This window comes from Sphingomonas crusticola, from assembly GCF_003391115.1.
GTDB lineage: Bacteria > Pseudomonadota > Alphaproteobacteria > Sphingomonadales > Sphingomonadaceae > Sphingomonas_I > Sphingomonas_I crusticola.
In genome coordinates this window covers 620,221-647,023 of the sequence record NZ_QTJP01000001.1, presented here as the reverse complement: position 1 = coordinate 647,023, position 26,803 = coordinate 620,221, and the positions used below count along the sequence as shown (strand labels likewise).

General features: G+C 64.7%; 29 protein-coding genes, 1 tRNA gene and 1 pseudogene. 9 read left to right on the top strand and 22 right to left on the bottom strand.

Going from position 1 to position 26,803, the window contains the following annotated elements:
* Nucleotides 1-230: 230 nt before the first annotated feature.
* From DX905_RS03095 to ispH, 4 genes are all read right to left on the bottom strand, one after another.
* Entirely contained in the window at nt 231-1,742 is a 1,512-nt protein-coding gene (locus DX905_RS03095; RefSeq protein WP_116090018.1) for a CoA-acylating methylmalonate-semialdehyde dehydrogenase, read from the bottom strand.
* Nucleotides 1,743-1,837: 95 nt separating this feature from the next.
* Complete coding sequence (gene rnhA, locus DX905_RS03090; protein ID WP_205412285.1) at nt 1,838-2,263, bottom strand: ribonuclease HI; 426 nt, start codon at nt 2,261-2,263, stop codon at nt 1,838-1,840.
* A 20-nt stretch (nt 2,264-2,283) separates the two neighbouring features.
* Entirely contained in the window at nt 2,284-3,243 is a 960-nt protein-coding gene (gene thrB, locus DX905_RS03085) for a homoserine kinase (RefSeq protein WP_116090016.1), read from the bottom strand.
* 16 nt (nt 3,244-3,259) lie between these two features.
* Nucleotides 3,260-4,228: a 4-hydroxy-3-methylbut-2-enyl diphosphate reductase gene (gene ispH / locus DX905_RS03080; RefSeq protein WP_116090015.1), complete on the bottom strand. Its 969-nt coding sequence runs from the start codon at nt 4,226-4,228 to the stop codon at nt 3,260-3,262.
* A 45-nt stretch (nt 4,229-4,273) separates the two neighbouring features.
* On the opposite strand from ispH, the gene DX905_RS03075 reads away from it, so the two are divergent.
* Nucleotides 4,274-4,954: a hypothetical protein gene (locus DX905_RS03075; RefSeq protein WP_240320696.1), complete on the top strand. Its 681-nt coding sequence runs from the start codon at nt 4,274-4,276 to the stop codon at nt 4,952-4,954.
* A gap of 118 nt (nt 4,955-5,072) precedes the next feature.
* Here the strand turns inward: DX905_RS03075 and dctA are convergent, their stop codons facing one another.
* Complete coding sequence (gene dctA, locus DX905_RS03070; RefSeq protein WP_420822133.1) at nt 5,073-6,389, bottom strand: C4-dicarboxylate transporter DctA; 1,317 nt, start codon at nt 6,387-6,389, stop codon at nt 5,073-5,075.
* Between the two features lie 56 nt (nt 6,390-6,445).
* Between dctA and DX905_RS03065 the strand changes: the two genes are divergently transcribed.
* Nucleotides 6,446-7,294 carry a methyltransferase domain-containing protein gene (locus DX905_RS03065; RefSeq protein ID WP_116090014.1) on the top strand — a complete coding sequence of 283 codons (849 nt, stop codon included), beginning with the start codon at nt 6,446-6,448 and terminating at the stop codon, nt 7,292-7,294.
* A 32-nt stretch (nt 7,295-7,326) separates the two neighbouring features.
* Here the strand turns inward: DX905_RS03065 and DX905_RS03060 are convergent.
* The 6 genes from DX905_RS03060 to DX905_RS03035 all read right to left on the bottom strand — a co-directional run bounded on the left by DX905_RS03060 (nt 7,327) and on the right by DX905_RS03035 (nt 10,923).
* Nucleotides 7,327-7,402: transfer RNA gene (locus DX905_RS03060), tRNA-Lys, on the bottom strand.
* On the bottom strand, nt 7,393-7,887 hold the full coding sequence (folK, locus tag DX905_RS03055; RefSeq protein ID WP_116090013.1) for a 2-amino-4-hydroxy-6-hydroxymethyldihydropteridine diphosphokinase: 495 nt from the start codon (nt 7,885-7,887) through the stop codon (nt 7,393-7,395). The genes DX905_RS03060 and folK overlap by 10 nt, the downstream gene beginning before the upstream one ends.
* The gene (locus tag DX905_RS03050) at nt 7,884-8,729 is read right to left on the bottom strand and encodes a D-amino-acid transaminase (protein ID WP_116090012.1); all 846 of its coding nucleotides are present in this window, start codon (nt 8,727-8,729) and stop codon (nt 7,884-7,886) included. Before DX905_RS03050 ends, folK begins: the two co-directional genes overlap by 4 nt.
* Nucleotides 8,729-9,577: an N-carbamoylputrescine amidase gene (aguB, locus tag DX905_RS03045; protein WP_116090011.1), complete on the bottom strand. Its 849-nt coding sequence runs from the start codon at nt 9,575-9,577 to the stop codon at nt 8,729-8,731. The genes DX905_RS03050 and aguB overlap by 1 nt, the downstream gene beginning before the upstream one ends.
* Nucleotides 9,578-9,586: 9 nt before the next feature.
* On the bottom strand, nt 9,587-9,937 hold the full coding sequence (locus DX905_RS03040) for a DUF3147 family protein (RefSeq protein ID WP_116090010.1): 351 nt from the start codon (nt 9,935-9,937) through the stop codon (nt 9,587-9,589).
* Nucleotides 9,934-10,923: an agmatine deiminase family protein gene (locus DX905_RS03035; protein WP_116092287.1), complete on the bottom strand. Its 990-nt coding sequence runs from the start codon at nt 10,921-10,923 to the stop codon at nt 9,934-9,936. The genes DX905_RS03040 and DX905_RS03035 overlap by 4 nt, the downstream gene beginning before the upstream one ends.
* 57 nt (nt 10,924-10,980) lie before the next feature.
* Between DX905_RS03035 and DX905_RS03030 the strand changes: the two genes are divergently transcribed.
* Nucleotides 10,981-11,454 carry an alpha/beta hydrolase family protein gene (locus tag DX905_RS03030; RefSeq protein ID WP_240320695.1) on the top strand — a complete coding sequence of 158 codons (474 nt, stop codon included), beginning with the start codon at nt 10,981-10,983 and terminating at the stop codon, nt 11,452-11,454.
* A gap of 49 nt (nt 11,455-11,503) precedes the next feature.
* Here DX905_RS03030 and rpsD read toward each other — a convergent pair whose 3' ends face one another.
* Together rpsD and DX905_RS03020 are read right to left on the bottom strand one after the other, a co-directional pair.
* Entirely contained in the window at nt 11,504-12,118 is a 615-nt protein-coding gene (gene rpsD, locus DX905_RS03025) for a 30S ribosomal protein S4 (RefSeq protein WP_116090009.1), read from the bottom strand.
* 191 nt (nt 12,119-12,309) lie between these two features.
* A complete protein-coding gene (locus DX905_RS03020) occupies nt 12,310-12,579 on the bottom strand; it encodes a hypothetical protein (RefSeq protein WP_116090008.1) in 270 nt (89 codons plus the stop codon).
* Nucleotides 12,580-12,693: 114 nt separating this feature from the next.
* Between DX905_RS03020 and DX905_RS03015 the strand changes: the two genes are divergently transcribed.
* Nucleotides 12,694-12,996: a chorismate mutase gene (locus tag DX905_RS03015; RefSeq protein ID WP_116090007.1), complete on the top strand. Its 303-nt coding sequence runs from the start codon at nt 12,694-12,696 to the stop codon at nt 12,994-12,996.
* Here the strand turns inward: DX905_RS03015 and DX905_RS03010 are convergent.
* The 8 genes and pseudogenes from DX905_RS03010 to DX905_RS02980 all read right to left on the bottom strand — a co-directional run bounded on the left by DX905_RS03010 (nt 12,993) and on the right by DX905_RS02980 (nt 20,409).
* Complete coding sequence (locus tag DX905_RS03010; RefSeq protein ID WP_240320922.1) at nt 12,993-13,727, bottom strand: RNA methyltransferase; 735 nt, start codon at nt 13,725-13,727, stop codon at nt 12,993-12,995. The two genes, DX905_RS03015 and DX905_RS03010, sit on opposite strands and share 4 nt — an antisense overlap.
* A 120-nt stretch (nt 13,728-13,847) precedes the next feature.
* Nucleotides 13,848-14,057: pseudogene (locus DX905_RS16210) on the bottom strand (GIY-YIG nuclease family protein); the annotation flags it as partial.
* 124 nt (nt 14,058-14,181) lie between these two features.
* Complete coding sequence (nrdR, locus tag DX905_RS03005) at nt 14,182-14,643, bottom strand: transcriptional regulator NrdR (protein WP_116090005.1); 462 nt, start codon at nt 14,641-14,643, stop codon at nt 14,182-14,184.
* Nucleotides 14,643-15,983, bottom strand: coding sequence for a serine hydroxymethyltransferase (gene glyA / locus DX905_RS03000; protein ID WP_116090004.1), 1,341 nt, complete (start codon nt 15,981-15,983; stop codon nt 14,643-14,645). The genes nrdR and glyA overlap by 1 nt, the downstream gene beginning before the upstream one ends.
* Nucleotides 15,980-16,432 (bottom strand): ribose 5-phosphate isomerase B, encoded by a 453-nt coding sequence (gene rpiB, locus DX905_RS02995; RefSeq protein WP_116092285.1) that lies wholly within the window; start codon nt 16,430-16,432, stop codon nt 15,980-15,982. The genes glyA and rpiB overlap by 4 nt, the downstream gene beginning before the upstream one ends.
* 98 nt (nt 16,433-16,530) lie before the next feature.
* Nucleotides 16,531-17,745 (bottom strand): 5-aminolevulinate synthase, encoded by a 1,215-nt coding sequence (hemA, locus tag DX905_RS02990; RefSeq protein ID WP_116090003.1) that lies wholly within the window; start codon nt 17,743-17,745, stop codon nt 16,531-16,533.
* A gap of 80 nt (nt 17,746-17,825) precedes the next feature.
* A complete protein-coding gene (gene murI / locus DX905_RS02985) occupies nt 17,826-18,650 on the bottom strand; it encodes a glutamate racemase (RefSeq protein ID WP_116090002.1) in 825 nt (274 codons plus the stop codon).
* Between the two features lie 103 nt (nt 18,651-18,753).
* Nucleotides 18,754-20,409 (bottom strand): thiamine pyrophosphate-binding protein, encoded by a 1,656-nt coding sequence (locus DX905_RS02980; RefSeq protein WP_116090001.1) that lies wholly within the window; start codon nt 20,407-20,409, stop codon nt 18,754-18,756.
* A 97-nt stretch (nt 20,410-20,506) separates the two neighbouring features.
* Here DX905_RS02980 and DX905_RS02975 point away from each other — a divergent pair, with 97 nt between their 5' ends.
* From DX905_RS02975 to DX905_RS02955, 5 genes are all read left to right on the top strand, one after another.
* On the top strand, nt 20,507-21,217 hold the full coding sequence (locus DX905_RS02975) for a CoA transferase subunit A (RefSeq protein ID WP_116090000.1): 711 nt from the start codon (nt 20,507-20,509) through the stop codon (nt 21,215-21,217).
* Nucleotides 21,214-22,179 (top strand): HAD family acid phosphatase, encoded by a 966-nt coding sequence (locus tag DX905_RS02970; RefSeq protein WP_116089999.1) that lies wholly within the window; start codon nt 21,214-21,216, stop codon nt 22,177-22,179. Before DX905_RS02975 ends, DX905_RS02970 begins: the two co-directional genes overlap by 4 nt.
* Nucleotides 22,179-22,814 carry a 3-oxoacid CoA-transferase subunit B gene (locus tag DX905_RS02965; RefSeq protein WP_116089998.1) on the top strand — a complete coding sequence of 212 codons (636 nt, stop codon included), beginning with the start codon at nt 22,179-22,181 and terminating at the stop codon, nt 22,812-22,814. The genes DX905_RS02970 and DX905_RS02965 overlap by 1 nt, the downstream gene beginning before the upstream one ends.
* Nucleotides 22,815-23,019: 205 nt before the next feature.
* Entirely contained in the window at nt 23,020-24,300 is a 1,281-nt protein-coding gene (locus DX905_RS02960; RefSeq protein WP_162875427.1) for a serine hydrolase domain-containing protein, read from the top strand.
* A gap of 37 nt (nt 24,301-24,337) precedes the next feature.
* The gene (locus DX905_RS02955) at nt 24,338-25,309 is read left to right on the top strand and encodes an NAD-dependent epimerase/dehydratase family protein (RefSeq protein WP_116089996.1); all 972 of its coding nucleotides are present in this window, start codon (nt 24,338-24,340) and stop codon (nt 25,307-25,309) included.
* A 3-nt stretch (nt 25,310-25,312) separates the two neighbouring features.
* Here DX905_RS02955 and DX905_RS02950 read toward each other — a convergent pair whose 3' ends face one another.
* Nucleotides 25,313-26,683 carry a GGDEF domain-containing protein gene (locus tag DX905_RS02950; protein ID WP_116089995.1) on the bottom strand — a complete coding sequence of 457 codons (1,371 nt, stop codon included), beginning with the start codon at nt 26,681-26,683 and terminating at the stop codon, nt 25,313-25,315.
* Nucleotides 26,684-26,803: the final 120 nt, after the last annotated feature.

The following is a 26,803-nucleotide window of genomic DNA, read 5'->3' as shown; positions in this document are numbered from 1 at the left end:
TATCAGTACGAGTAGCGTAGCGCACCACATGGTGGTTGCAGTATCTGGTTTCGTATTTGCCCAGATGACCCTTACAATATCTCAAATCCTGTTCGCGATTTGAGACCTTCCTTGTCGGTTAGATTAGCTCCGCCTGCCTTGCTTGATGTTCATAAGGGTGTCGCGGAGCAATATCACCTGCTGGATCGATGGAAGCGATCTCACCTCACGCAGATGAGATCGCTTCCCGTTCAGCTCATCGTCGGAATAACGAACGCATCGTTGTTGCGTGCGGCTTCGCCCGCGGCCGAACCATCCGGCCAGCGCTGCGTGATCGTCTTGACCTTCGTCCAGAAGCGAACGCCTTCCATGCCGTGCTGATTGGTATCGCCGAAGCCGCTGCGTTTCCAACCGCCGAAGGAGTGATAGGCGATCGGCACCGGGATCGGCACGTTGATGCCGACCATGCCGACATTCACGCGGGCGGCGAATTCGCGCGCCGCATGGCCGTTGCGCGTAAAGATCGCGACGCCGTTGCCATATTGATGCGCGCTGGGCAGGCGCACCGCCTCCTCGAAATTCGCGGCGCGGACGATCTGCAGCACCGGGCCGAAAATCTCTTCCTTGTAAGCCTGCATGTCGGGCGTGACGCGATCGAACAGCGACGGGCCGATGAAGAAGCCTTCCTCATGACCTTGTAGCGCAAAACCGCGACCGTCGACGACCAGCTCGGCACCTTCGTCGACGCCGGTCTGTATCCAGTTTTCGACGCGCGTCTTGTGGGCGGCGTTCACCACCGGACCGTAATGCGCGTCCTGGTCGGTCGAGACGCCGACGCGCAGCGCGTGGATCGCGGGGATCAGCTTGGCGCGGAGCGCATCGGCGGTCTTATCACCGACGGGCACCACCACCGGTAGCGCCATGCAGCGCTCGCCGGCCGAGCCAAATGCTGCGCCCGCGAGATCGGATACCACCTGGTCGAGATCGGCATCGGGCATGACGATACCGTGATTCTTGGCACCGCCCATCGCCTGGACGCGCTTTCCGGCCGCCACGCCGCGGCGATAGACATAATGGGCGATATCCGACGAGCCGACAAAGCTTACCGCGGAGATTGCGGGGTGATCGAGGATGGCGTCGACTATCTCCTTGTCGCCATGCACGACCTGCAGAATGCCTTCGGGCAATCCGGCCTCGCGCATCAGCTCGGCCAGGCGCACGGGTACGCTCGGGTCCCGTTCGCTCGGCTTGAGGATGAAGGCGTTACCGCTCGCGATCGCGACGCCGCTCATCCACAGCGGGATCATGGCGGGGAAGTTGAACGGCGTGATCCCCGCGCCGATGCCGAGCGGCTGGCGCATGGAATAGACGTCGATGCCGGGCCCCGCCCCTTGGGTATATTCGCCCTTCAGCAAATGGGGAATGCCACAGCAGAATTCGATCACCTCCAGCCCGCGCTGGATGTCCCCCTTGGAATCGGCGATGACCTTGCCATGCTCGGACGAGAGGCGCTGCGCCAGCTCATCCATATGCGCTTCGACCAACGCCTTGAAGTTGAACATCACGCGCGCGCGGCGCTGGGGATTGGTTGCCGCCCAGCCGGGCTGCGCTGCCTGCGCGGCCGCGATCGCGACGTCGAGATCGGCCTGCGTGCCGAGACGAACACGCGCCTGCACTAAACCGGAATTGGGATCGTAAACGTCCCCGTAGCGACCGGCGGCATCGCAGGTTTCCCCAGCGATGAAATGATCGATAGCGCGCATCTTGTCTCTCCTGAATTGCGGCCTCTCTCGCGCTTTCCGGCGGAAAAGCCAAGACCTATGTCTCTAATCAGGACAAGTTGTGCTGATATGAAAATCTAACGCCGGGCCGCCCGCAGCGCTGCGTCACTCGCGAGTTTGTCGGCCCGCTCATTTTCCGGATGACCGGCGTGGCCCTTGACCCATTCCCAGCGGATGGTGTGCGGTGCAGCCGCCGCGATCAGTTCCTGCCAAAGGTCGGCATTCTTGACCGGCTGCTTGGACGCGGTGCGCCAGCCATTGCGCTGCCATCCTGCCAACCATTTGGTCAGCCCGTCCATGACATAGCGGCTGTCGGTCGAAAGGACGACCCGGCATGGCCGCTTGAGTGCCTCGAGCCCGCGAATAGCGGCGGTCATCTCCATGCGATTGTTGGTCGTCAGCGGTTCGCCTCCCGACAATTCTTTTTCACTGCTGCCCGAGCGGATGACTACGCCCCACCCGCCGGGCCCGGGATTGCCCTTGCAGGCCCCATCCGTCGCCATTTGAACCGTCGGCAGCTCGCTCACAGCCCCAGCTCTACCGATCGGGCATCGCGGTAGAAATCCAACCGGCGCAGGAAGGCGAGGGGGTCCTTGCGCGTCACTAGGGCGTCCGGCGCGGTATTGAGCCAGTCCCATGCGCGCGTCAGCAGGAAGCGAAGACAGGCGCCGCGGGCCAGCGCCGGAAAGGCGGATGCTTCATCCTGCGACAGGCCGAATGCCTCCTGATAGCCGCCGATCAGAGCAGCCGCCCGCTCATGATGGAAACCGCTCCCGTCGGCCTCGAAGCACCAGGCGGAATGCGTCACCGCGACGTCCCAGGCACGAACGTCGCTGCACGCGAAATAGAAGTCGATCATGCCGGTAACCGCGTCACCGCGCATCAGAACATTGTCGGGGAAGAGGTCGGCGTGAATCACCGAGTGGGGCAAATGGGCCGGCCAAGCCCCGTCGAGCCATTCGAGTTCGGCCGCGACGCGCCCGCCGAGACCCGGCGATATCCGATCGAGATCTTTACCGCACTTCGCAGCCAGCTCGTGCCATCCCGCCAGGCCCAAACTATTATGCCGTGCGCCCGAAAAGTCGGCCAGCGCCGCGTGCATGCGCCCGAGAGCCGCACCGGTCGAATGCGCCTGCGCCGGGGTCGGATGACTGACCGAGACTCCGGCGAGAAATTCGATCAGGCAGGCTGGACGCTCCGCGACCTGTTGGATCTGCTGGCCGGACCGGTCGGCGATCGCGCGCGGGACGGGCAGGCCTTTGTCGGCGAGGTGGTCGAGCAGGGCCATGAAGAAGGGTAGGTCGCCCCTGTCCACCCGCTTCTCATACAAGGTCAGGATGAAGCGGCCGGCCGTCGTGTCCACGAGATAATTACTGTTCTCGACCCCCTCGGCGATACCCTTGGCCGAGGTCAGCGTGCCCGCGTCATATCGCTCAAGCAATGCCGATAGCGCCTCGGCCGAGACATGGGTGTAGACCGCCATTGCAGATCCCGAACTCTCAGGCGGCTTCGAGCGTACGCGGCAATTTGAACACCATCGTCTCGACCGCGCCGTTCATCTCGCGCTCGCTGACGGTGAAATGGACCTTCAGCAAGTCGACTAGCTCACGCACCAGCAATTCGGGCGCCGACGCGCCGGCGCTGATGCCGAGCGTGCGCACCCCGTCGAGCCAGGACAATTCCAGATTGGCGGCGCTTTCGATCAATTGCGCGCGAATGCCGGCGCGCGACGCTACCTCGACCAGGCGTACCGAATTGGACGAATTGGGCGCGCCGATCACCAGCATCGCATCGCACTGCGCGGCGATATCCTTGACCGCCGCCTGCCGGTTTGACGTGGCGTAGCAAATATCCTCGCCGCGCGGCGCCTGGATCGAGGGGAAGCGCCGCTTGAGCGTCGCCACGACCTGCGCCGTGTCATCCACCGACAGGGTCGTCTGGGTGAGGAAGGCGAGGTTGGTTGGGTCGGCCGGCATGATCGCCTCCGCATCCTCGTTCGTCTCGATCAGCGTCATCGTGCCTGCCGGCACCTGACCGAGCGTGCCGACCACCTCAGGGTGTCCGCGGTGGCCGATGAACAGGATATGCTGCCCGGTTTGGACTAGCCGCTCGGCCTGGCGGTGGACCTTGGACACGAGCGGGCAGGTCGCGTCGATATAATCGAGCCCGCGCTCCGCCGCCTTGTGGGGCACGGCCTTGGGCACGCCGTGCGCCGAGAAGACCACCGGCACGCCGTCCGGCACGTCGTCCAGTTCCTCCACGAAGATCGCGCCCTTGGCGCGCAACGCATCGACCACATGGCGGTTGTGGACGATCTCGTGGCGCACATAGACCGGCGCGCCATATTTCTCGATCGACAGTTCGACGATGCGGATCGCGCGGTCGACACCTGCGCAAAAGCCGCGCGGCGCCGCGATCAGGAGATCGAGCAGCGGCTTGTCGCTGGCGAGGGTAGGGGCTCCGTCCATCGCATCGCCTTAAGGCATAGCTTGCCCCCGCGAAAGGCGCTTCCTATGAATGCGCCCCTCATTATCGATCCGCTAGGACACCCCCGCTTGATCCGTCGCCTGCTCCCCGCTTTCGCTCTGCTGCCGATCCTTGCCAGCTGTGCCAAGGAGGATGATTTCGACGTGAGCGGCGGCCTGAACGTCGTCCGCTCGACCTGCCCGGCGGTCGCGGTCCCCGCTTATACCGGCGACATCAGCCTCTTCAGCCCCGAACAGAGCCGCGACGCGCGCGCGCTCGACGCGACCGCTACCATCACCAATTTGCGGACGAGCTGCGACCAGACCGGCGACATCGTCCATACCCAGGTGACGTTCGACGTGGTCGCGCGCCGCTCCAGCCCGCACGGCGCGCGCGATCTGGTCCTGCCCTATTTCGCGACCGTGATGCGTGCCGGCACGACGATCATGTCGAAGCAGCAGAGCCAGGTGCTCATCCACTTCGCCGACGGGCAGATCAGGGCGACCGGCACGGCCGGCGCTGGCGCCGACGTGCAGAAGTCGCTCGCGACCCTCCCTGCCGTCGCCCAGCAGCGCCTGCGCCGCAAGCGCAAGGCGACCGACGCCGATGCCTCGATCGATCCGCTCGCCGATCCCAAGATCAAGGCGGCGATCGCCCAGGCGAATTTCGAATTGCTGATCGGCTTTCAGCTGACCGACGACCAGCTGGCTTATAACGCGACGCGATAAGCCGCCTTCTACATACTCCGCTCATCCTGGGGAGAGCTGAGCTTGTCGAAGCCTCGTCTCGAAGGATCCTTCGAGACGGCATTTCCAAGGGCCTGCTCGGGATGAGCGGCCGTGGTCTTTAGGCCCTCAGCACCGGCAATCGGCCCGACAGCGTGCGCGCCAGCTGGTCGCGATCGAGCTCGCCTTCCCACCTCGCGACCACGATCGTCGCGACCGCATTGCCGACGAAGTTGGTCAGGCTGCGGCATTCGCTCATGAAGCGATCGATGCCGAGGATCAGGGCCATGCCCGCCACCGGCACGGACGGCACGATCGACAAGGTCGCCGCCAGCGTGATGAATCCCGCGCCGGTAACGCCGGCGGCGCCCTTGGACGAAAGCATCGCCACGCCCAGCAGCAGCAATTGCTGACCGAGCGAGAGATGGATGCCGCACGCCTGCGCGATGAACAGCGCCGCCAGCGTCATGTAGATATTGGTGCCGTCCAGATTGAAGCTGTAGCCGGTCGGCACCACCAGCCCGACCACCGGCCGCGCGCAGCCGGCATGTTCGAGCTTGCCGATCAGGCTGGGCAGCGCCGCTTCCGATGAGGACGTGCCCAGCACCAATAGCAGCTCAGGCGCGAGATAACGGATCAGCCGGATGATCGAGAAGCCGGCGAGGCGGGCGACCAGCCCCAGCACCACCAGCACGAACAGGAGCGACGTCAGATAGAAGGTGGCGACCAACCCGGCGAGGCTCGCGAGTACGCCGATGCCATATTGGCCGATGGTGAAGGCCATCGCGCCGAATGCGCCGATCGGCGCCGCCTTCATCAGGATCGCCACCAGGCGGAAGACGATCGCCTCGCCGGACTCGACCACGGCAAGCACCGGCGCGGCCCTGTCGCCGACCAGAGCGATCGCAATCCCCACCAGAATTGCGACGAACAGCACCTGTAAGATCTCCCCTTCTGCGAGGGCGCCGAGCAGGGTTTGCGGGATGATAGCCAGAATGAAGCCGACGACGCTCTGATCGTGCGCCTTGGACGCATAATCGGCGATCTTGGCGCTATCGAGCGTCGCCGGATCGATGTGCATGCCCGCGCCCGGCTGGACCACATTGGCGACCACCAGGCCGAGGATCAGCGCGAAGGTCGACATGGTCAGGAAATAAGCGAAGGCCTTGAGCACGATCCTGCCCAGTTCGCCCAGATGGCGCAAATGGGCGATGCCGCTGACAATCGTCAGGAAAATCACCGGCGCGATGATCATCCGCACCAGTTTGACGAAGCCATCGCCAAACGGCTTGAGCGCAACCCCGAAAGCGGGCCACAGCTCGCCAACGATCACGCCGAGCAGGATCGCGACCAGCACCTGGATATAGATGTGGCGCCACAGCGGCTGTCCGGCCGTGACCGGTGCATCGAGATCCGCCATCGCAACCTCCCCCGTCATTGCTTTTCCGCTTGCTGCCACCGATGCTTGCCCCTGTACATATGGGACGACCTTAGGTGCGTTCAGCAAAATCCGCAGGAGCCGGCGTGAGCGAAGAAGCGACCATCGCGCAACTCTATCGCGCCGTGCTCGGGCGCGAGCCCGATCCGGGCGGCCTGGACCATTATAGTGGAAGGTTACGCGGCGGAGAGAGCCTGGAGGGGATATTGCAGAACATGCTGTCCTCGCCCGAATATCGGCAGCGGCACCTTTCCTTTTATCGGGAGCTGCTGCGGGATGAAGTCGCGGGCGCTGCCGCTGCAACCGACGAACGTTTCCCGATCGACTATCAGCCGCCCGGCGAGGCCGGTAAATCCTATCGCGAGCGCCTCCGATCGGGATTTCTCGCCCGCTATTGCGGTGGGCCGGTCGTGCTCGACGTCGGCTTCAGCGGCTATGATAATCCGGATCGGCGGACGGCCTTGTCCGGCGCGATCGGCGTCGACCTGGATTATCCGGGCTATGACGGCGTCACATTGCCCTTCGCCGACGGCACCGTCGACACGGTCTTCTCCAGCCACTGCCTGGAACATATTCCCGATGATCGCGCTGCGATTCGCGACTGGCTGCGCGTGTTGAAGGTGGGTGGCTTTCTGGTGTGTATGGTGCCGCATCAGGCGCTGTACGAGAAGAAGCGCGATTTGCCCTCGCGCTGGAATGCCGATCACAAGCGCATGTACACGTCCGCTACGCTGCTGCTGGCGGTTGAGGAGGCGCTGCCGGTGAACAGCTTCCGGGTGCGCCATCTCCGCGAGAATGATCGCGGCTTCAATTACGCGGTCGGACCCGCCATCCATGCCGACGGCGCTTATGAGATCGAGCTGGTGGTAGAGAAGATCGCCCAGCCTGCCTGGTCGCTGGCATAAGTAGCGGCCAAGTCACGAGCTGTTGAAGAGGTTGGTGGGTCCGCCGGGGCTCGAACCCGGGACCTCTCGATTAAAAGTCGCTTGCTCTACCGACTGAGCTACGGACCCGACCGGCGACCGCTCCTATGGGCGGGCCGGGGTCGGGTCAACCGCGCCGCGTGCTGACGCACCGTGCCGGCACCGTATATTCGCCAGTTCGGGGCGATTTCGCTGAGTGGATCGAGCGTGAAGCGCCGTTCGATCAGGTGCGGATGGGGAATCGCCAGCCCGCGGCCGGACCAGGGTCCGCCCGACCAGAGCAGGATATCCAGATCGAGCACCCGCGCGCCCCAGCGGCGGCCGCGGCGCCTGCCGAACTCGCGCTCGATCTGCTTGAGCCACGCCAGCAGGGCAGGCGGTGGCAAGGGGGTTGCGATCAGCGCGGCGGCATTGGCGAAACGGCGATGTGACGGGCCGAGCGGGGCGGTCGAGCAAATGCGCGATCTGGCGACCGGCTGGAGCTCCGCGAGGGCAGCTTCGATCACGCCGGACGGGGCGCCGTGGCGGCCGTGACGCCGGTTCGATCCCAGCCCGATCGCATAGGTGTAGGTCACCCCGCGCGTGCGGCCTCGATATAGAGTTCGCGGAGCCGGCGCGTAATCGGCCCGGCTTTACCGTCGCCGATAGGATGGCGGTCGATCGCCACGACAGGAATTACGAAGTTGGACGCACTCGTGAGGATCGCCTCTCGGGCGCCGAGCGCCTCGGCGACGGTGAACAGCCGCTCCTCAACCTTCACGCCATCGCGTTCGGCGATCGCCATGACGGCCTTACGCGTACAGCCGGGCAGGATCGCATTGCTGTTCGGGCGCGTGACGAGCGTGCCATCCTGGGTCACGATCAGCGCGCTGGAGGAGGCGCCCTCGGTAACGAAACCGTCCTCGACCAGCCAGGCTTCCTGTGCCCCCGCAGCGGCCGCTTCGCGCTTGGCCAGCACCTGGCCGAGCAACATGATGCTCTTGATGTCGCGCCGTGCCCAGCGTGGATCGGCGATGGTCGCGACGGCAATGCCGGTCTTAGCGGTCGGACGTTCAATGATCTCGCTCGCCTGGGTGAACAGGAATAAGGTCGGCGCGGTTGATTCGGCGAGGAAATCGCGCTCCGCCGGCCCGCCGGTCAGCTGGAAATAGATGCCGCCCTGGTCGAGCCCGTTGCGCGCGATCAGCTCGCGCTGGATCGCCTCGATCTCTTCGATCGGGATCGGCAATGTCAGGTCGAGCCCGGCCACCGATCGCGCGAACCGCGCCAGATGCGCCGCGCTGTCGACCAGCTTGCCGTCGAGCACGGCGGTGAATTCGTAGATCCCGTCGGCGAACAGGAAGCCGCGATCCTGCGCCGAGATTTTCGCTTCGGCGAGCGGCACGAAGTCGCCGTTGAGCCAGGCAATGCGCTCCATCAGATATCCTGTACCAGCCGCCCGTAAAGCTCCGGCCGGCGGTCCCGGAAGAAGCCGAAGGCGGCGCGGTGCCGCTTGACGCGATCTAAGTCGAGCGTGGCCGTGATCACGCCTTCTTCCTCGCGGTCGAGTTCGGCAAGAATGTCGCCGCGCTCGTCCGTGATGAAGCTGGTGCCGTAGAAGGTCTGGCCATGCTCGGTGCCGACCCGGTTGGCGGCAACCACGGGCACGACATTGGAGACCGCATGGCCGACCATGGCTCGCCGCCACAGTCGCGCGGTGTCCAGCGACGTATCATGCGGCTCGCTGCCGATCGCGGTCGGGTAGAATAATATTTCCGCGCCCATCAGCATCATCGCGCGCGCCGTCTCGGGATACCATTGGTCCCAGCACACACCGACGCCGAGCTTCGCCTGTGGGCTATCCCACACCTTGAAGCCGGTATTGCCCGGGCGGAAATAGAATTTCTCCTCATAGCCCGGCCCATCGGGAATATGGCTCTTGCGATAGACCCCCTGAATGCCGCCGTCCGGCCCGATCATCGCCAGTGAATTGTAATGATGCGGGCCATCGAGTTCGAAAAAGCTGGTCGGGATCGAAACCTTGAGCTCCGCCGCCAGCGCCTGCATCGCGAGCACCGCCTTATGCTCGGCCGTCGGCTTGGCGTTGGCAAACAGGCCTTCGTCCTCGACCCGGCAGAAATAGGGTCCCTCGAACAATTCGGGCGGAAGGATCACCTGCGCGCCCTGCGCTGCCGCCTCGCGCACCCGCGCCGCCACCTTCGCGATGTTCGCGTCGATGTCTTCGCCGAAGGCGAGCTGGATCGCGGCGACGGTGATCTCGGTCATCTCAAAACCCTAAAGGCGCACGCCGAAGCGGGCGGCGACGATCATCGTCGCGAAGTAGAGCAAGATGGTGAGCACGCAACCGCCCAGCAAGGAAAGCCAGAAATTAGCGCCGTGGCGCAGCGCATAGGGGATTGCCAGAAACATCGGCAGCGATGGAATGACATACCAGAAGGTCGCCTCGACATGGCGGGCGAGCCGTTCGGGATCGCGCGTGTCGTGCCACAACCACAGGATGCCGAGCAGCGACACGAGCGGCAGGGACGCGACCAGCGCGCCCGCAGCCGGATTGCGGCGGGCGATCGTCGCCACCGCCGCGACGATCATGCCGGAGAGCAAGGCGCGAACCCAGAATTGGATCACGCCGCGGGCACCTGCTGGCTGATGCAATGGAAACTGCCGCCACCGGTGAGGATGTGATCGGCCCGCAGCCCGATCGCGCGGCGCCCCGGAAACAGCGCGCCGATCGCCGCGACTGCCGCCTGATCATGTGCGGCGCCATATTGCGGAACGACGACAGCAGCGTTGCCGATGTAGAAGTTCATGTACGAAGCGGGGATCGCTTCCCCGTCTATCTCGACGAGGCCGGGCGAGGGGAGGGGCACCACCTCGACACCGAACGCCTGTGCGCGTGCCAAAGCGTCGCGATACACCTCGCTATTGGGATCGTCCTCGCCCGTCGGCTCGGGCAGGGCGAGCAGGTTCGGGCCGACAAACCGCGCGAGATTGTCGACATGCCCATCCGTATGATCGTTGGCGAGGCCATCGCCCAGCCACAGCAGGCGCTCGATGCCCAACCCCTCGGCGAGGCCGCGCTCGATATCCTCGCGTAACAGACCCGGATTGCGGTTGGGGTTGAGCAGACATTGCTCGGTGGTGACGGCCAGCCCGGTGCCGTCGACATCGATCGCGCCGCCTTCCAGCACCCATTCATGTCGGTCGACCGCGAAACCGGCTGCCTCGGCCAGCCGTCCGCCGACACCTTCGTCGCCGGGCAAATGATATTTGCCGCCCCACCAATTGAACGCGAACCGCGCCGCGCGACGGCCCTGCGGACCGATGGTGATGATGGCGCCGGTATCGCGCAGCCAGATATCGCCGAACGGCTGCACGACGATTTCCGCCGCACCGGCGCTGACCGAGCGAGCCACTTCCCCCGACGCGGCGTCGGCCGCGACCAGAATGACCCGCTCGCCGCGCCCGCCGGCATGCACGGCGCGCGCGAAGGCGATCACTTCGGCGCGGGCGGGCTCAAGATCCTCCTCCCACAATTCGGCATGGCTCGGGAAACCGATCCAGACCGCATCATGCGGCATCCATTCGGCAGGTTGGCGGCGTGTCAGCGTCATCTCCAGCGCAGGCTTGGCGGGCGCCATGGCAGCAAGCGGAAATGGTGGCAATCTCGCTTGCCTCTGTATCGAAGTCACGGGATTGCCGATCCGGCGAAGCTGACGATCGTCGGCTGGTCCTATGGCGGATATGCAGCGCTGCAGTCGGCCGTACTTGCTCCCGACTTGTTCAAGGCGGTGGTGGCAATCGCACCGGTCACCGATCTGGAAACGCTCAAGGCGGAGAGCAGCGGCTGGAGTGACGAGGCGCTGGTGCGCCACTATGTCGGTGTTGGACCGGAAGTGCGCGAAGGCTCGCCCGCGCAGAATGCGGCGAAGATCAAGGTGCCCGTTTTGTTTGTCCACGGCACGCAGGACGCCAACGTCGGCTATGCGGAATCGACGCTCATGGCGGCCAAGCTGAAGTCGGCGGGGGGCAAGGTGCAGCTTATCACATTCACGGGCCTCGACCATCAGCTCGAGGACAATGAAGCGCGTAAACGGCTCTTGAAGGAGAGCGACGCGTTCCTGCGAGCCGCCACCACGCACTAAAAAAAAGGGCGGCCAGATGGCCGCCCTTTCTATTTCCAGCAGGATCCGATCAGCGCGAGTAGAACTCGACGACCAGGTTCGGCTCCATCTTCACCGGATAGGGCACTTCGTCGAGCGTCGGTACGCGGACGTAGGTGACCTTCGATGCGCCGTCTGCGGCGACGTAATCGGGGATGTCGCGCTCCGACAGGCCCTGTGCTTCCATCACCAGCGCCATCTCCTGTGCCTTCGGCCCCAGGGTCAGCTCGTCCCCCGGCTTCACCAGCCGCGAGGCGATGTTGCACTTCACGCCGTTGACCCGAATGTGGCCGTGGTTGACGAGCTGGCGCGCGGACCAGATGGTCGGGGCGAACTTGGCGCGATAGACGACCGCATCCAGGCGACGCTCGAGCAGGCCGATCAAATTCTGACCGGTATCGCCCTTCATGCGCGCGGCCTCGGTATAGGCCTTCTTGAACTGCTTCTCGGTGACGTCGCCGTAATAGCCCTTGAGCTTCTGCTTCGCCTTCAGCTGGGTGCCGAAGTCGGAGACTTTGCCCTTGCGGCGCTGGCCGTGCTGGCCGGGGCCATATTCACGCTTGTTCACCGGGGACTTGGGACGTCCCCAGATGTTCTCGCCCATACGGCGATCGAGCTTATACTTGGCGCTGGAGCGCTTCGACATGTGTCAGTCCTTCAATTGCGTGGTGCACGCCGGGCAGAACCCGACAGGCGAATACCCGGAACCGCGCTGCTGATTCTCGTGGAGGAGAGGGCAGGGCCACCGCTTCACCGAGCGTGCGGAGCCAATTGCGAAGGCGCGCCTATGGCGGCGCGCGCTCTACAAGTCAAGAATTGCGGGGGCGCGAGCGGAGTTTAGCGTGGCGCTGCAAATTGCGTGGACATGTCGCGGAACTTCTCGACGTCGACGCGGTCCTTGGTTGTCGGCTGGTCCTGCACACCCTGCCTTGCCCATTCCTCGCGCGTTTTGCAGATACGCCGCGACAGGTTTGAACCGATCATCGGGTCGAGGTTGCGGCAGATCTTCTTTTCCTTGGCCGCATCCGCGGGTGCGGCGGCCGGCAAGTCCGCAGCCATGACGGCCGACGCCAGCAGGCCGGCGGCAAGAACAAACGCAATCTTCATCGGGTAGGACCTTCCATATCCGGTAACTCACTCAAGTCGCTCTTAATCCCGGGATCGTGCTGCGCTGCAAGAAAAATCCTGTCGCGGCAGCAGAGCGATCGTTATGAGGCGCGCATGGAACGCCCCCTCGACCCCGAATATTGCACGACGATGCCGGAGGTGCGCGCCGGCGTCGATGCGGTCGACGCCGCGCTGATCGCGCTGATTGCAAAGCGATTTGGCTATATGCGCGCGGCGGCGCGCATCAAATCCGAGCGGGGACAGGTGCGCGACGAGACGCGCAAGGCCGAGGTTATCGCCAATGCGGTTGCCGCAGCCGAACGGCTTGCTATCCCGACGGCGCCGATTGCGGCCTTGTGGAACGACCTCGTCGAGGCGTCGATCGCCTACGAATTCGAGCGGTTCGACGAACGTTAACGGCGTTTGGGCTTGGCGAAGGCGGAAAAGACGCCCCGCATCGTGCGCACTTCCTGGCTGTTCCAGCCGGGCTTGGTCAGCAGGGTCCGCAGCATGCGCTGGGTTGTCGGGCGGCGGTCCGGCGGAAAGAAGTAGCCGGCCTCCAGCAGCATCTGATCCAGCTGCTCGATCATCCCGTCCAGTTCCGCCTGGGGGGCCGGGGGATCGATCGGCGTCACCGACGGCTGCACGAGATCGGCGCCCTTCGACCATTCATAGGCGACCAGGATCACCGCCTGGGCGAGGTTGAGCGATCCGAATTCGGGGTTGATCGGAACGGTGAGAATGGTGCGGGCGATGGCGACATCGTCCGTTTCCAGGCCCGACCGCTCGGGTCCGAACAGGATGGCGCTTCCGCCCGGCTCAGCCCGGATCGCTGCCGCCGCCTCGTCCGGCCGCATCACCGGCTTGGTCACCCCGCGCTTGCGCACTGTCGTCGCATAGACATGCGCGCAATCCGCGACGGCATCGGCCGTGCTGTCGTAGACGCGCGCGTTGGCCAGCACCATGTCGGCTCCCGATGCCGCCGGGCCCGCACTCGGATTGGGCCAGCCATCGCGCGGGCTGACCAGCCGCAGGTCGGTCAGCCCGAAATTGAGCATTGCACGCGCCGCCTTACCGATATTCTCACCAAGCTGCGGGCGTACCAGGACGATGGCGGGGGAAGGTGCGCTCTGCTCCCCATTTCCCATCGCCCGCTCATCCTGAGGAGAGGCTGAGCTTGTCGAAGCCTCGTCTCGAAGGACACTTCGATGGGAGAGCGCACGGAGCAGATCGAAATTGCCGGCTACGAGCGACTCTTTTTTGGCGCGCGACCACCCTTTAATTTGGCGCTCTGCTCGAAATGCACCGTCGCGTTCGGAGAATTCTTGAGCCCAGAGTAATTCAACAGGTAACTTATTGGCCGTATATCCTGGAATAAGTCCGGAATTGTGCTGCGAGATACGCGTCTCTAGGTCGTCAGAATGACCGACATAATAGCTGCCATCTGAGCAGCGTAGTAGATAGGTGTGAAAAGGCACTGCGGTCCTTCGATACGGGCCTTCGCCAAGCTCAGTCCCTACTCAGGATGAGCGGATAGGGCAAAGCTACTGAATGCAAGAAATGCCTCGACTTCGCTCGGGGCGAACGGAGGGAAGGGGTGGCTCACTCCCCGCCCGTTTCCGTCACCCTACCGGCGAAATGTTCGAAATCGCGGGCTTCGCGGAAATTCTTATAGACGCTGGCGAAACGGATATAGGCGACGCTGTCGAGCTGCTGCAGCCCGTCCATCACCATCTCGCCGACGCGCGCGGCATTGACCTCGCTGTCGCCGCTCGTCTCCAGCTGGCGCTGGATCGACGAAACCAGCCGCTCGATCTGATCGCCGGTCACCGGCCGCTTGCGCGCGGCGATCGAGATCGAGCGCTCCAGCTTGCCGCGATCGAATTGCTGCCGGTCGCCGTCCTTCTTGACGACCGTCAGCTCGCGCAGCTGCACCCGTTCAAAGGTCGAAAAGCGCGCGCCGCAGCTTTCGCATTGGCGCCGTCGGCGGATCGAGGCGCCATCCTCCGTCGGGCGGCTATCCTTGACCTGGCTGTCCGCATGAAAACAGAAAGGACAGCGCATTAAAGCTCCGGATAGATCGGGAAGCGCGCGGTCAGCGTCTTCACGCGCTCGCGGACATTGGCCTCGACCTGGCCGTCGCCCTGCTCGCCATTCTTGCGCAGGCCTTCCAGCACGTCGGCGATCATGTCGGCGATGTCGCGGAACTCGGCAATGCCGAAGCCGCGCGTCGTGCCGGCGGGCGAGCCGACGCGGATGCCGCTGGTCTTGACCGGGGGCAGCGGGTCGAACGGAATGCCGTTCTTGTTGCAGGTAATGCCGCACCGCTCGAGCGCCTCGTCGGCATCGCGGCCGGTGACGCCGAGCGGGGTCAGGTCGACCAGCGCCAAATGCGTGTCGGTGCCGCCGGAGACGATCTCCGCGCCGCGTTCCTTGAGCCGCGCCGCCAGCGCCTTGGCATTGTCGACCACCGCGCGCGAATAGATCTTGAACGACGGATCGAGCGCCTCGCCGAAAGCAACCGCCTTGGCCGCGATGACGTGCATCAGCGGGCCGCCTTGCAGGCCGGGGAAAACCGCCGAGTTGATCTTCTTCGCGATCGCCTCATCGTCGGTCATCACCATGCCGCCGCGCGGGCCGCGCAGCGTCTTGTGGGTGGTGGTGGTGACGACATGGGCTTGGCCGAACGGGGTGGGGTGGACCCCGCCCGCGACCAGCCCGGCGAAATGCGCCATGTCGACCATGAACAAGGCGCCGACCTCATCCGCGATCTGGCGGAAGCGGGCGAAATCGATGTGCCGCGGATAGGCCGAGCCGCCGGCGATCAGCAACGTCGGCTTATGCTCCTTCGCCAGAGCTTCGAGCGCGTCATAGTCGATCAGGTGCGTGTCGCGCGTGACGCCATATTGCACGGCGTTGAACCACTTGCCCGACATCGCCGCTCTGGCGCCGTGGGTGAGATGGCCGCCGGCATCGAGGCTCAGCCCCATGATCGTGTCGCCGGGCTTGGTCAGCGCCAGCATGACCGCGCCGTTGGCCTGCGCGCCCGAATGCGGCTGGACGTTGGCGAAGCCGCAGCCGAACAATTGCTTGGCGCGGTCGATCGCCAGCTGCTCGACCGTGTCCGACGGCGCGCAGCCCTGATAATAACGCTTGCCGGGATAGCCCTCGGCATATTTGTTGGTGAAGACGGAGCCCTGCGCTTCGAGCACCGCCTTGGAGACGATATTCTCCGACGCGATCAGCTCGATCTGGTCCTTCTCGCGCGCAATCTCGCGCTCGACACCCTTGAAAACGGCTGGATCGGCCTCGGCCAGGTCGCGCGAAAAGAAGCCGCCACCGGTCACATTGTTGTGACCGGATCCTGCTGGCGCCTGGACGTCATTGGCGGGCTTGCTGCTCATGCTGGCTCCTTGGCGAGATGTGAGAGTTTCGCGACGCGCGCCTGATGGCGCCCGCCTTCATAATCGGTGTCGAGGAAAGCCTGGACGCAGGCCTTGGCCATGTCCTCGCCGGTCAAGCGGGCGCCGAGCGCGATGACATTGGCGTCGTTGTGGCGGCGGGCGAGCGCGGCGGACAGCGGCTCCGAAACCAGCGCGCAGCGCGCGGCGGGGTTGCGGTTGACCGCGATCGAGATGCCGATGCCCGATCCGCACAGGGCGATGCCGAAATCCGCGCCGCCTTCGGCGATCCTATCGCCTAACGCGAAGCCGTAATCGGGATAGTCCACCGAGACGTCGGTATCGGGGCCGAGATCGAGCACGTCATGCCCCTGTTCGCGCAGCCACGCAGCCAGCGTCGCCTTCAAAGCAACGGCTGCGTGATCGGAAGCGATGGCGATGCGCGCAGCCAACGGAAACTCCAGCGATTCGGGACGCCACAAGCTGTAGTAGCCATGGGCCCGCGAAGCCAGCCTCGCTTGCGTTAGGCCGCCCCAAGCAAGGCCTGGCTTCAGGCCGCCTTCTTCATCTCCATCCGGCTCCAGATTTCGACGAGCGCGTCGACGAGGCTGCGCATCATCGCTTCGTCATGGCTGGGGCCGGGGGTGAAACGCAGGCGCTCGGTGCCGCGTGGCACCGTCGGATAATTGATCGGCTGCACGTAGACGCCATATTCGGCGAGCAGGATATCGCTCGCGCGCTTGGCCTTGACCGGGTCGCCCACCATCAGCGGCACGATATGGGTGGTCGACGGCATCACCGGCAGCCCGGCTTCGGCCATCATCGCCTTGAGCAGGCTCGCTGCCTTCTGCTGGCCCTCGCGCTCGATCGACGAGGCCTTGAGGTGGCGCACGCTCGCCAGCGCGCCGGCGACCAGCACCGGCGATAGGCTGGTGGTGAAGATGAAGCCCGGCGCGTAGCTGCGGATCACGTCGATGATCATCTTGTCGGCGGCGATATAGCCGCCCATCACGCCGAACGCCTTGCCGAGCGTGCCCTCGATGATCGTCAGCCGATTGACCGCGCCCTCGCGCTCGGAAATGCCGCCGCCGCGCGCGCCGTACATGCCGACGGCGTGAACCTCGTCGAGATAGGTCAGCGCCTCATATTTGTCGGCGAGATCGCAAATGGCATGGACCGGCGCGATGTCGCCATCCATCGAATAGACGCTCTCGAACGCGATCAGCTTGGGCGCGTCCGGGTCGGCCGCTGCCAGCAATTCCTCGAGATGTTCCAGGTCATTGTGGCGGAAGACATGCTTCTCGCAGCCGGAACTGCGAATGCCCGCGATCATCGAGGCGTGGTTGAGCTCGTCCGAGAAGATGATGCAGCCGGGCAGCACCTTGGCCAGCGTCGACAGCGTCGCCTCGTTCGACACATAGCCGCTGGTGAACAGCAGCGCGCCTTCCTTGCCGTGCAGGTCGGCCAGTTCGGCTTCCAGATCGACATGATAATGGGTGTTGCCGCCGATATTGCGCGTGCCCCCGGCGCCGGCGCCGACATCGTGCAGCGCCTCTTCCATCGCCGCGATCACGTCGGGGTGCTGGCCCATGGCGAGATAATCGTTCGAGCACCACACCGTGATCGGCTTGGGGCCGTTATGGCCCGCAAAGCACCGCGCATTCGGGTAGGAACCCTTGTTGCGCAGGATATCGATGAAGACCCGGTAGCGCCCCTCGGCATGCAGCCGGTCGATCGCCTGAGTGAAAACGCGATTATAATCCAAGAGGAACGTCCCCGGGGGTGTCGAAGCGCGCCTCTAGCGCCGAAATGGAAAGGTTTCCAGCGCTGCCCACGCCTTTTTGGTCAAAGCCGTTCGATTTTCGACAGGCCGAAGCCGGCAAGGGAGGCCTTCAGCCCTTCCGATACCTCGATTGGCGCGGTGAAGACGGCAATAGCTGGCGTCGCTCGATCGGGCCAGCTGTGGTCGCGCGTGAGGGTGGCCGTGCGCCGGGCAATGCCGCTGGCGCCATCGACGAAGGTCAGCGGACGCGGCGCGATTGCGGCGAGGCGATCGGCGACGAGCGGGAAATGCGTGCATGCCAGCACCACCGTATCCATGCGGTCACCCCCGGACTGATCAAGCAAGCCGCCGAGGGCATCGCTATAAGCGCCGTCCGGCGTCGCTTCGCCCCGCAAGCTTGCCTCGGCAAGCTGGACCAGCGCCGCGGAGCCGTGACGCAAGACCAGGCAGTCGCTGGCAAACTGGCGCGAGAGATCGTCGACATAAGGCTGGCGCACGGTCGCGTCGGTTCCGAGCACGCCGATCACACGGCTGGTCGATCGCTCGGCGGCGGGTTTGATCGCCGGCACCGTCCCGACGATCGGCAGATCCAGCGCCGCACGCACGCCCGGCAGCGCGATCGTCGAGGCGGTATTGCAGGCGATGATGATCAGCCGCGGGCGATAGCGTTCCGCCAGCCGGCCGAGCAGGGCCGGCACCCGCGCCGCAATCTCCGCCTCGGTCTTGGTGCCATAGGGGAAGCCGCCATTGTCCGCGACATAGACGATCGGGGCCTTGGGCAAGGCCTGCCGGACCTCCGCCAGCACCGACAGTCCGCCGACACCGGAATCGAAAACGAGGATGGGGCGGTTATCGATGGCGCCGGCCTGTAATTCGCCAACCGTCATGCTGAACCTGTTTCAGCATCGATCGCGCCAAACATCCGACAGTGCGGATGCGGAGTGGTCCCTGAAACAAGTTCAGGGTGATGCGTAAGGTCGGCGCACGCAATCACTTCGCCGCCCGCAGCCCCGAAACGGTAAGCGTCGGGCTGATCCGCTCGATGTCGGTCTTCAGGTGGAGGAGTGCAATGCCCGGCTGCTCCAGAGCGCGGGCGAGGGCAGGGGCGAATTGCTCGGTGGTCCCCACCGTCTCGGCCCAGCCGCCATAGGCGCGTGCCAGCGCTGCGAAATCCGGATTGGTCAGGTCGGTTGCCGAAACGCGCGCCGGGTAGCGCCGCTCCTGGTGCATCCGGATCGTGCCATAGCTGCCATTGTCGACCAGCAGCACCAGCAGGCGCGCGCCTTGCCGCGCGGCGGTTGCCAATTCCTGCCCGTTCATCTGGAAATCGCCGTCCCCCGCGACCGCCACCGCGCGGCGCCCGGGGAACCGGATCGCGGCCGCGACCGCCGCTGGCACGCCATAGCCCATCGCGCCCGCCGTCGGCGCCAGCTGGGACGGCTGCGCGGCATAGCGCCAGAAACGATGCGCCCAGGCGGAAAAATTGCCCGCGCCGTTACAGATGATGCTGTCGGCCGGCAGCCGTTCGCGTAACTCAGCCCAGCACAAGCCCAGATCGAGCGGCATGTCGTTGGCGAAGGGGGTGCTCCACGCCAGCCAGTCGGCGTGGGCATCGGTGCCGCTGCTGTCCGCGACCAAGGTTTCGTCGACCGTCTCGGCCACGGCCCGCGCGAAGCTGCGCATGTCGGCACAGATCGCGACGTCGGCGCGATAGACACGATTGAGTTCCTCGGGGTCGGGATGGACGTGGATCAGCGTCTGTCCCGGATGATCGGGTGTGACCAACGCATAGCCGTCCGTCGTCGCCTCGCCCAATCGCGCGCCAACCACGAGCAACAGGTCCGCTTGCTTGATCCGTTCCACGAGCTTGGGATTGGGGCCATAGCCGAGATTGCCGGCATAGACGGGGCAATCGTTGGCGATCGCGTCCTGTCGGCGAAAGGCAGCAGCCACCGGCAGGCCGGTGCGCATGGCGAACAGCGCGAAATTATCGCCCGTCTCCGCATCCCAGTCTGTGCCGCCGACGATCGCGAGCGGCGCCTTGGCACCGCGCAGCTTGTCGTACAACAGGTTGATCGCATCGAAGTCGCACGCCTGCGCCACGCGGCTGACTCGCGGCCGATCCAGCGCCTCCGCCTCGCTCTCCAGCATGTCCTCGGGCAGCGCCAGCACCACCGGGCCCGGCCGCCCGTTCATCGCGGTGGCGTAGGCGCGCGCGACATATTCGGGGATGCGCGCGGCATCCTCGATCCGCGCCGACCATTTCGCGAGCGGCGCGAAGAAGGCCGGGAAATCCACCTCCTGAAATCCCTCGCGATCCCGTGCGTCGCGCGCGACATCGCCGACGAACAGGATCATGGGCGTCGAATCCTGCATCGCCACGTGGACGCCGATCGACGCGTTGGTCGCACCGGGTCCGCGCGTCACGAAACACACGCCGGGCCGATGCGTCATCTTGCCGTCCGCCTCGGCCATGAAGGCGGCACCACCTTCGGCGCGCGTCACGACCACGTCGATCTGAGGCGCGTCCACCAGCGCGTCGAGCACCGGCAGGAAGCTCTCCCCCGGCACGGTGAAGATACGGTCGCAGCCCTGCGCGACGAGCGCATCGACCAGAATGCGGCCGCCGGTTCTCATGGAAGTCATGCGCTGCCTATAGCGTCGCCGCGAAGGGCGGGGCAACGTTGACCGCGCGCCTGTGCTCGGCCTATCGCCAAACCATCATTCCGCTCAGGGAAAAGCCGTGGCGAACAAGATTTATCCGGATGCAACTGCCGCGCTCGCCGGCCTGCTTACGGACAATATGATCATCTGCGCGGGTGGTTTCGGGCTGTGCGGCATTCCCGAACGGTTGATCGACGCGATCGAAGCCTCGGGCGTGAAGGGGCTGACCATCGTCTCCAACAATGCCGGCATCGACGGCGTAGGCTTGGGCAAATTGCTCCGTAGCCGTCAGATCGCGAAGATGATCTCGTCCTATGTCGGCGAGAATAAGGAATTCGAACGGCAATATCTCGCCGGCGAGCTTGAGGTCGAATTCTGCCCCCAGGGCACGCTGGCCGAGCGCTGCCGCGCGGGTGGCGCCGGCATTCCCGGCTTCTACACTAAAACCGGCGTCGGCACGGTCGTCGCCGACGGCAAGGAAACCAAGGAGTTCGACGGCGAAACCTACGTGCTCGAACGCGGCATCGTTGCCGATCTGTCGATCATCAAGGGCTGGAAGGCCGACGAGGCCGGCAATCTGATCTTCCGCAAGACGGCCCGCAACTTCAATCAGCCGATGGCGACCGCAAGCAAGCGCACCGTCGCCGAGGTCGAGGAGATCGTGCCGGTCGGCAGCCTCGATCCCGACTGCATCCATGTGCCCGGCATCTACGTGAAGCGCCTGGTGCTGGGCGCGCCTTACGACAAGAAGATCGAATTCCGCACGGTGCGAACGCGCGAACCGGCATGAGACATGCGCTGACGGCGATGGCGGTGGCGCTCGCGCTTTCGGCGCCGGCCGCTTCGCTCACCAAAAAACAGGCTTCGTCCAGGGCCCACCGCGTAGCCGCGGCCAAGCCTTATTATCCGCCCCAACCGCCGCCGGTGCCGGCCAATCTGCACGGCATCCAATATCTCTACGGATCCGCCGAGGCGGCCGCGCTCACGCGCCAGACCTGGCGAGCCCTCGCCGACTATGTCGACGCGCAACTGGCACGGGGGGAACGCAGCGGCGTCATCCTCGCGCCGGGCTCGACGCTTGCAAATCCGCACTTCGTGCCGTGTGACGGCAGGCCGCCCGCTATCGTGCTGGACGTCGATGAAACCGCGATCCTCAATCTCGGCGCCGAATATGATGACCTGGTTGCCCAGCGAAAGGCGTTCGACCAGGAAGCCTGGGATCGCTGGGAGAAGGGCGGCGCGAATTATGTCGCGCCCACGCCCGGCGCCAAGGAAGCGCTGGACCGGCTGCGCGGCCATGGCGTGACCGTGATCTTCAACTCCAATCGCGCAGCAGCGAACGCGGCCGGCGCCGAGGGCGCGTTGAATGTCGCCGGCCTTGGGCCGGCAAAACATGGCGAGACATTGTTCCTCAACGGCGACGATGCTTCGGGGTCGGGCAAGGACGGTCGCCGTGCCACCATTGCGGCGCGCTATTGCGTATTGGCGATGGCGGGCGACCAGCTCGTCGACTTCTCCGATCTGTTTACGACCGAGCCGAACAGCATCGCCGCGCGCCGCGCTTCGGTCGCTTATTCGGGTCTTGCTACCCTATGGGGTGCAGGCTGGTTCGTGCTGCCGAACCCGGTTTACGGCAAGGCGCTCCAGGGTGAGGCGGACGACATCTTCCCAAAAGACAAGCAATGGCGCGATCCGGGTTCGGTCCCACCCGCCACCCCGCCTGCACCAATCCCAAGGAAAGCGAAGCACTGATGGCCTGGACGCGCGACGAAATGGCGGCACGCGCCGCGAAAGAGCTGAAGGACGGCTTCTACGTCAATCTCGGGATCGGCATTCCGACCTTGGTGGCAAACCATGTGCCCGAAGGCGTGGAGGTCACGCTTCAGTCGGAAAACGGCATGCTCGGCATCGGGCCGTTCCCCTATGACGATGAGGTCGACCCGGACCTGATCAATGCGGGCAAGCAGACGATCAGCCAGCTTGCTTCCTCCTCCTATTTTTCCTCGTCGGACAGCTTCGCGATGATCCGCGGCGGCCATATCGACCTGACCGTGCTCGGCGCGATGGAGGTCAGCGAGGGCGGCGACATCGCCAATTGGATGATCCCCGGCAAGATGGTGAAAGGGATGGGCGGGGCGATGGACCTCGTCGCCGGCGTCAAGAAGATCATCGTCGTGATGGAGCACAATTCCAAGAACGGCGATCCGAAGTTCATTCCGCAATGCACTTTGCCGCTGACCGGCAAGAACGTGGTCGACATGATCGTCACCGATTTGTGCGTGTTCCAGCGGCCCGATCACCAGACGCCGTTCAAGCTGATCGAGCTCGCACCGGGTGTTTCGGCGGACGAGGTGAAGGCCAGGACGACGGCGGCTTACCAGGACTAATCCTTCCCCGGCGAAGGCCGGGGTCCAGCGATGATAAGGGATCGCGCGGCCGCGCGGGCGCTAACGCGCGCAAGCTTGATTTTTTGCTCGACCAGGCCTCGCCGGGAACGACTAACGGTTCGTCGCGCGACGAGCCGAGTCACGCCTCCGTTGACGCTGCCGTCGGCCCGCTCCAAGGCCGTGTGGCGACGATGAATCTCCGCCCGTGACCCCTCCACGCCGCCCCAGGTCTTCCCGCCCATTGTGGCGCGATCCGCTGGTCGTGCGCAGCTTTTACGCCTTGCTGGCGCTCGCCTTGTTGGTTGAGTTGCTGGTGATCGGCCGCCACTTCCTTGCCAACCGGCCGGTCCGCCAGGGGATCAGCGCGGCGGCCAGGGCCGAACGGGCGCTCGGCGCCGGGCCGCTCAATCCGCGCGCCTATCGCGTCGATTATGCGCATCTCGACGCCCGCATCCGCGCGTTGATGGAGCGCAAGGACATGGCCGGCCTCGCCATCGCCGTGATCGAGGATGGCCAGCTGTCCTTCATCAAGGCCTATGGCACGGTCGATGCCGATACCGGCGAGCCGGCGACGGTGCAGACGGTATGGCGCTGGGCGTCGGTCTCCAAGGGCGTCGCGGCGACGATGGAAGCGCTGCTGGCGCGGCAGGGCAAGCTGCGCCTCGACGATCCCGTGTCCAAATGGTCGTCGACGCTCAAGCTGCCGCATAACAACCAGAATGTCGCGACGCTCGCGGACGCGCTGTCGCACCGGCTCGGCATCGTCAAGAATGCCTATGACGATCGGCTGGAGGACAATGAGGATCCTGCCGCGATCCGCGGCATGTATGGCCCGCTCTTCCCCATGTGTCCGCCGGGTACGTGCTGGGCCTATCAGAATGTCGCATTCGATGTGGCGCACGAGGCGATCAGCAAGGCAACCGGCCTGACTTATGAGGAGGCCGCGCGCCGCTATTTGTTCGACCCGCTTGGCATGACCAGCGCGAGCACGACCCAGCAAGGTTTGATGAGATCACCCAGCTGGGCGCGCCCCCATGCCGGCCGCCGCCCGATCCCGGTCCAGGAAGCCTATTACCGCATTCCCGCCGCTGGGGGCGTCAATAGCTCGATCGTCGACCTCGGCATCTGGATGCGCGCGCAGATGGGCGGCGCGCCGAACGTGCTGCCGCAGGACCTGCTGTTCACGCTCCATGTGCCGCGCGTCTTCACGCCGCGCCGTGGGCTTGCGCACTATGATCTTGCGCTCAAGGGCAGTTCCTACGGTCTCGCCTTCCGCCAGTCGGATTATGAGGGCCACCATCTCGTCTGGCATCGCGGCGCGGTTCGCGGGTCGCGCTCGGAGATGATCTTCGATCCGGCCGCGCGGTTCGGCGTCGCGATGCTGTGGAACTCGACCTCGGTAAAGCCGACCGGCCTGCCGCTTGAGGTGTTCGATCAATATTACCGCCTGCCGTTCCATGACTGGATCGAGATCGGAAAGCCCTGATTGACAGGGACCGAGCAGCGGGTAGGCGGCGCGCGTCATGAATATCCTGCTCACCGGATCGAGCGGATGGCTCGGGCGCCATCTCGCGCCGCTGCTCAAGGCGGACGGCCACGGCGTGGTCGGACTGGACGTCGCACCGGGCACACATACGGATGTGATCGGCGCGGTTGATGATCGGGCGCTGATTTCACGCCTCTTTGGCGAGCAGCCTATCCACGGGGTGGTTCACGGTGCGGCCCTGCACAAGCCGGATATCGAACGTTTTCCAAAACAGCGCTTCATCGATGTCAATGTCAGCGGGACACTTGCGCTGTTGGAGGAGGCGGTTGCCGCAAAGGTTGAACGCTTCGTCTTCACCTCGACGACTTCGCTGATGATTTCGAGCGCGATCCGGGAAGGCCGCGGCGATGCTGCAATCTGGATCGACGAGACGCTGGCACCGCTTGCCCCGCGCAATATCTATGGCGCGACGAAGCTCGCCGCCGAACGGTTGTGCCGCCTGGTCCACGACGAACATGGCCTGCCGATCGTGATCCTGCGCACCAGTCGCTTCTTTCCCGAGGAAGATGATCAGGCGCACCTCCTCTCTACATCCGGGGAAAATACCAAGGCGACTGAGCTGCTCAACCGGCGCCTGACCGTTGAGGATGCAGCGGAGGCGCACCGTGTCGCGCTGGCGCGCGCTCCGGAGATCGGCTTCGGCATCTTCATCATTTCCGCACCGACGCCTTTCAGCCCGGACGAGGCGGGCGCCCTCAAGCGCGATGCGGCCAACGTGGTGGCGCGGCATTTCCCGGATGCGGCCGGGCTGTTTTCGCGCCGCGGGTGGCAATTGCCGCGCTCGATCGATCGCATTTACGACGCAACCCTGGCGGAGCGCGTGCTCGGCTTTCGCTGCCGTACCGATTTTGCGGCGCTGCTGGAGACGTTACGGCAGGACAGGCCGCTGCCGTTCAAGCATGACCCCTCTTATGTCTCGCCACAGGCTATCGCCCAGCGCGGGCCTTGAAGCTCAGGCCGCTTCGCGCATGAAGGGCTGGTACATCACCACGCGGTTACGGCCCTGCTCCTTGGCGGCATAAAGCGCCGCGTCGGCATAGGAGACGAGCTGCTCCAGCGCGTCCATCGGCCCGGTGCAGCAATAGACACCCAGGCTGGCGGTCACACGCCCGACGGAGGTGAATTCGTGAAGCTCGATGCTCGCCCGCAATTTATTGGCGATGCTGATCGCCCCGTCCTCGTCGCAATTATTGCAGATCAGGAGGAATTCTTCGCCGCCCCAGCGTCCGACAATGTCGCCGATCCGGGTATTGGCGGTGAGGATCGTCGCGATATCCGCCAGCACGCGGTCGCCGATGCTGTGGCCGAAACGATCGTTGATCGTCTTGAAATGATCGACGTCGAGCAGGATCACGGCGAACGATCCGTCGCCGTGCCGGTTCATCGCCATCGGATGATAGAAGTCGATCACGCCGGTGCGGTTGAGCAGCTTGGTCAGATAGTCGCGCCGCGCGGATTCCTCGGCGAATTGGGCGAGACGCAACGCCGCCGCCTGGCTCTCACGCCGCCATTCCAGGTCGCGCCGCAGGCGCACGATGCGGTAGACCAGATACAGGCCGATCATGATCGCCCATACCGCCAGGATGGCCGCGTACCATGTGGCCTTGCCGACCACGCGGCCTTGCAGCGTCACGCGGTGGACGTTGAAATGATAGATGCCCGGTTTGGCGCGCGTTCCTGTCTGGAATTGAATCTCGGTGACGTTGTTGAGCTGGGGCGTGCTCAGCCCTGGACGGATATTGTTCTGCGTGACCCACCATTCCGCCACGCCGAAATCCGCAAGCTTCAGCTGCACGACATTATGTCCCGGCCGCGCGGCGACCTCCACCTTGTTATATTTGAGCGTTTCGGGGACGCCCGGCCGCGAATAACGCGGGTCGTAATTCTTGAGGTAGATCCGAAACGTCTCCCACGGCCCGGTATAATCCAGGTCGATGGTAAGCGTATCGAATTTAGAAAGGTTGAGGCCCTTGTTGGGCGTCCGGGCATCGATCAGCAGCTCATAGCCGCAATAAGGGAAGGCATATTTCGGCCGTACCGTGCATTGCCAGGATAGCGGGCGATGCGGATCGAGCGCGATCGTCGAATTGCCGCCATTGGCCGCGTCGCCATAGAAGCGCGGCGTATAATGGGCGACGTCGCCGGGCTCGATCACGAACGCATGCGCCAGCAGCTGGTCCTGAAACCGCACCGCGGCCAGCGTCAGCAGCAACAGCAGGAACAGGATGATCTCGAAACGCAGGTCGACCGCCGATGGCCCGCGCTTGAGCGCGTTCGTCAACGACGACGGATCTTCGGGATCATACTGCCAGGCGCTGCTCATCAGGCTCCTATTAGCCGGGAAATTGCGCAGTCGAAACCGCGTGATCCCCTTCGAATGCCGACACTTTGTCGTCGACCGCCTAACATATCATATTCCCGGGCGCGACGAAGTTGCGCACGC

Bases quoted from the DNA above. Each gene is read 5' to 3' on its own strand.
- DX905_RS03095 (WP_116090018.1), bottom strand. From the start codon at position 1,742: ATGCGCGCTATCGATCATTTCATCGCTGGGGAAACCTGCGATGCCGCC.
- rnhA (WP_205412285.1), bottom strand. From the start codon at position 2,263: ATGGCGACGGATGGGGCCTGCAAGGGCAATCCCGGGCCCGGCGGGTGG.
- thrB (WP_116090016.1), bottom strand. From the start codon at position 3,243: ATGGCGGTCTACACCCATGTCTCGGCCGAGGCGCTATCGGCATTGCTT.
- ispH (WP_116090015.1), bottom strand. From the start codon at position 4,228: ATGGACGGAGCCCCTACCCTCGCCAGCGACAAGCCGCTGCTCGATCTC.
- DX905_RS03075 (WP_240320696.1), top strand. From the start codon at position 4,274: ATGAATGCGCCCCTCATTATCGATCCGCTAGGACACCCCCGCTTGATC.
- dctA (WP_420822133.1), bottom strand. From the start codon at position 6,389: ATGACGGGGGAGGTTGCGATGGCGGATCTCGATGCACCGGTCACGGCC.
- DX905_RS03050 (WP_116090012.1), bottom strand. From the start codon at position 8,729: ATGGAGCGCATTGCCTGGCTCAACGGCGACTTCGTGCCGCTCGCCGAA.
- aguB (WP_116090011.1), bottom strand. From the start codon at position 9,577: ATGACCGAGATCACCGTCGCCGCGATCCAGCTCGCCTTCGGCGAAGAC.
- DX905_RS03035 (WP_116092287.1), bottom strand. From the start codon at position 10,923: ATGACGCTGACACGCCGCCAACCTGCCGAATGGATGCCGCATGATGCG.
- rpsD (WP_116090009.1), bottom strand. From the start codon at position 12,118: ATGTCGAAGCGCTCCAGCGCCAAGTATAAGCTCGATCGCCGTATGGGC.
- DX905_RS03020 (WP_116090008.1), bottom strand. From the start codon at position 12,579: ATGAAGATTGCGTTTGTTCTTGCCGCCGGCCTGCTGGCGTCGGCCGTC.
- DX905_RS03015 (WP_116090007.1), top strand. From the start codon at position 12,694: ATGGAACGCCCCCTCGACCCCGAATATTGCACGACGATGCCGGAGGTG.
- DX905_RS03010 (WP_240320922.1), bottom strand. From the start codon at position 13,727: ATGGGAAATGGGGAGCAGAGCGCACCTTCCCCCGCCATCGTCCTGGTA.
- nrdR (WP_116090005.1), bottom strand. From the start codon at position 14,643: ATGCGCTGTCCTTTCTGTTTTCATGCGGACAGCCAGGTCAAGGATAGC.
- glyA (WP_116090004.1), bottom strand. From the start codon at position 15,983: ATGAGCAGCAAGCCCGCCAATGACGTCCAGGCGCCAGCAGGATCCGGT.
- murI (WP_116090002.1), bottom strand. From the start codon at position 18,650: ATGACGGTTGGCGAATTACAGGCCGGCGCCATCGATAACCGCCCCATC.
- DX905_RS02980 (WP_116090001.1), bottom strand. From the start codon at position 20,409: ATGACTTCCATGAGAACCGGCGGCCGCATTCTGGTCGATGCGCTCGTC.
- DX905_RS02970 (WP_116089999.1), top strand. From the start codon at position 21,214: ATGAGACATGCGCTGACGGCGATGGCGGTGGCGCTCGCGCTTTCGGCG.
- DX905_RS02965 (WP_116089998.1), top strand. From the start codon at position 22,179: ATGGCCTGGACGCGCGACGAAATGGCGGCACGCGCCGCGAAAGAGCTG.
- DX905_RS02955 (WP_116089996.1), top strand. From the start codon at position 24,338: ATGAATATCCTGCTCACCGGATCGAGCGGATGGCTCGGGCGCCATCTC.
- DX905_RS02950 (WP_116089995.1), bottom strand. From the start codon at position 26,683: ATGAGCAGCGCCTGGCAGTATGATCCCGAAGATCCGTCGTCGTTGACG.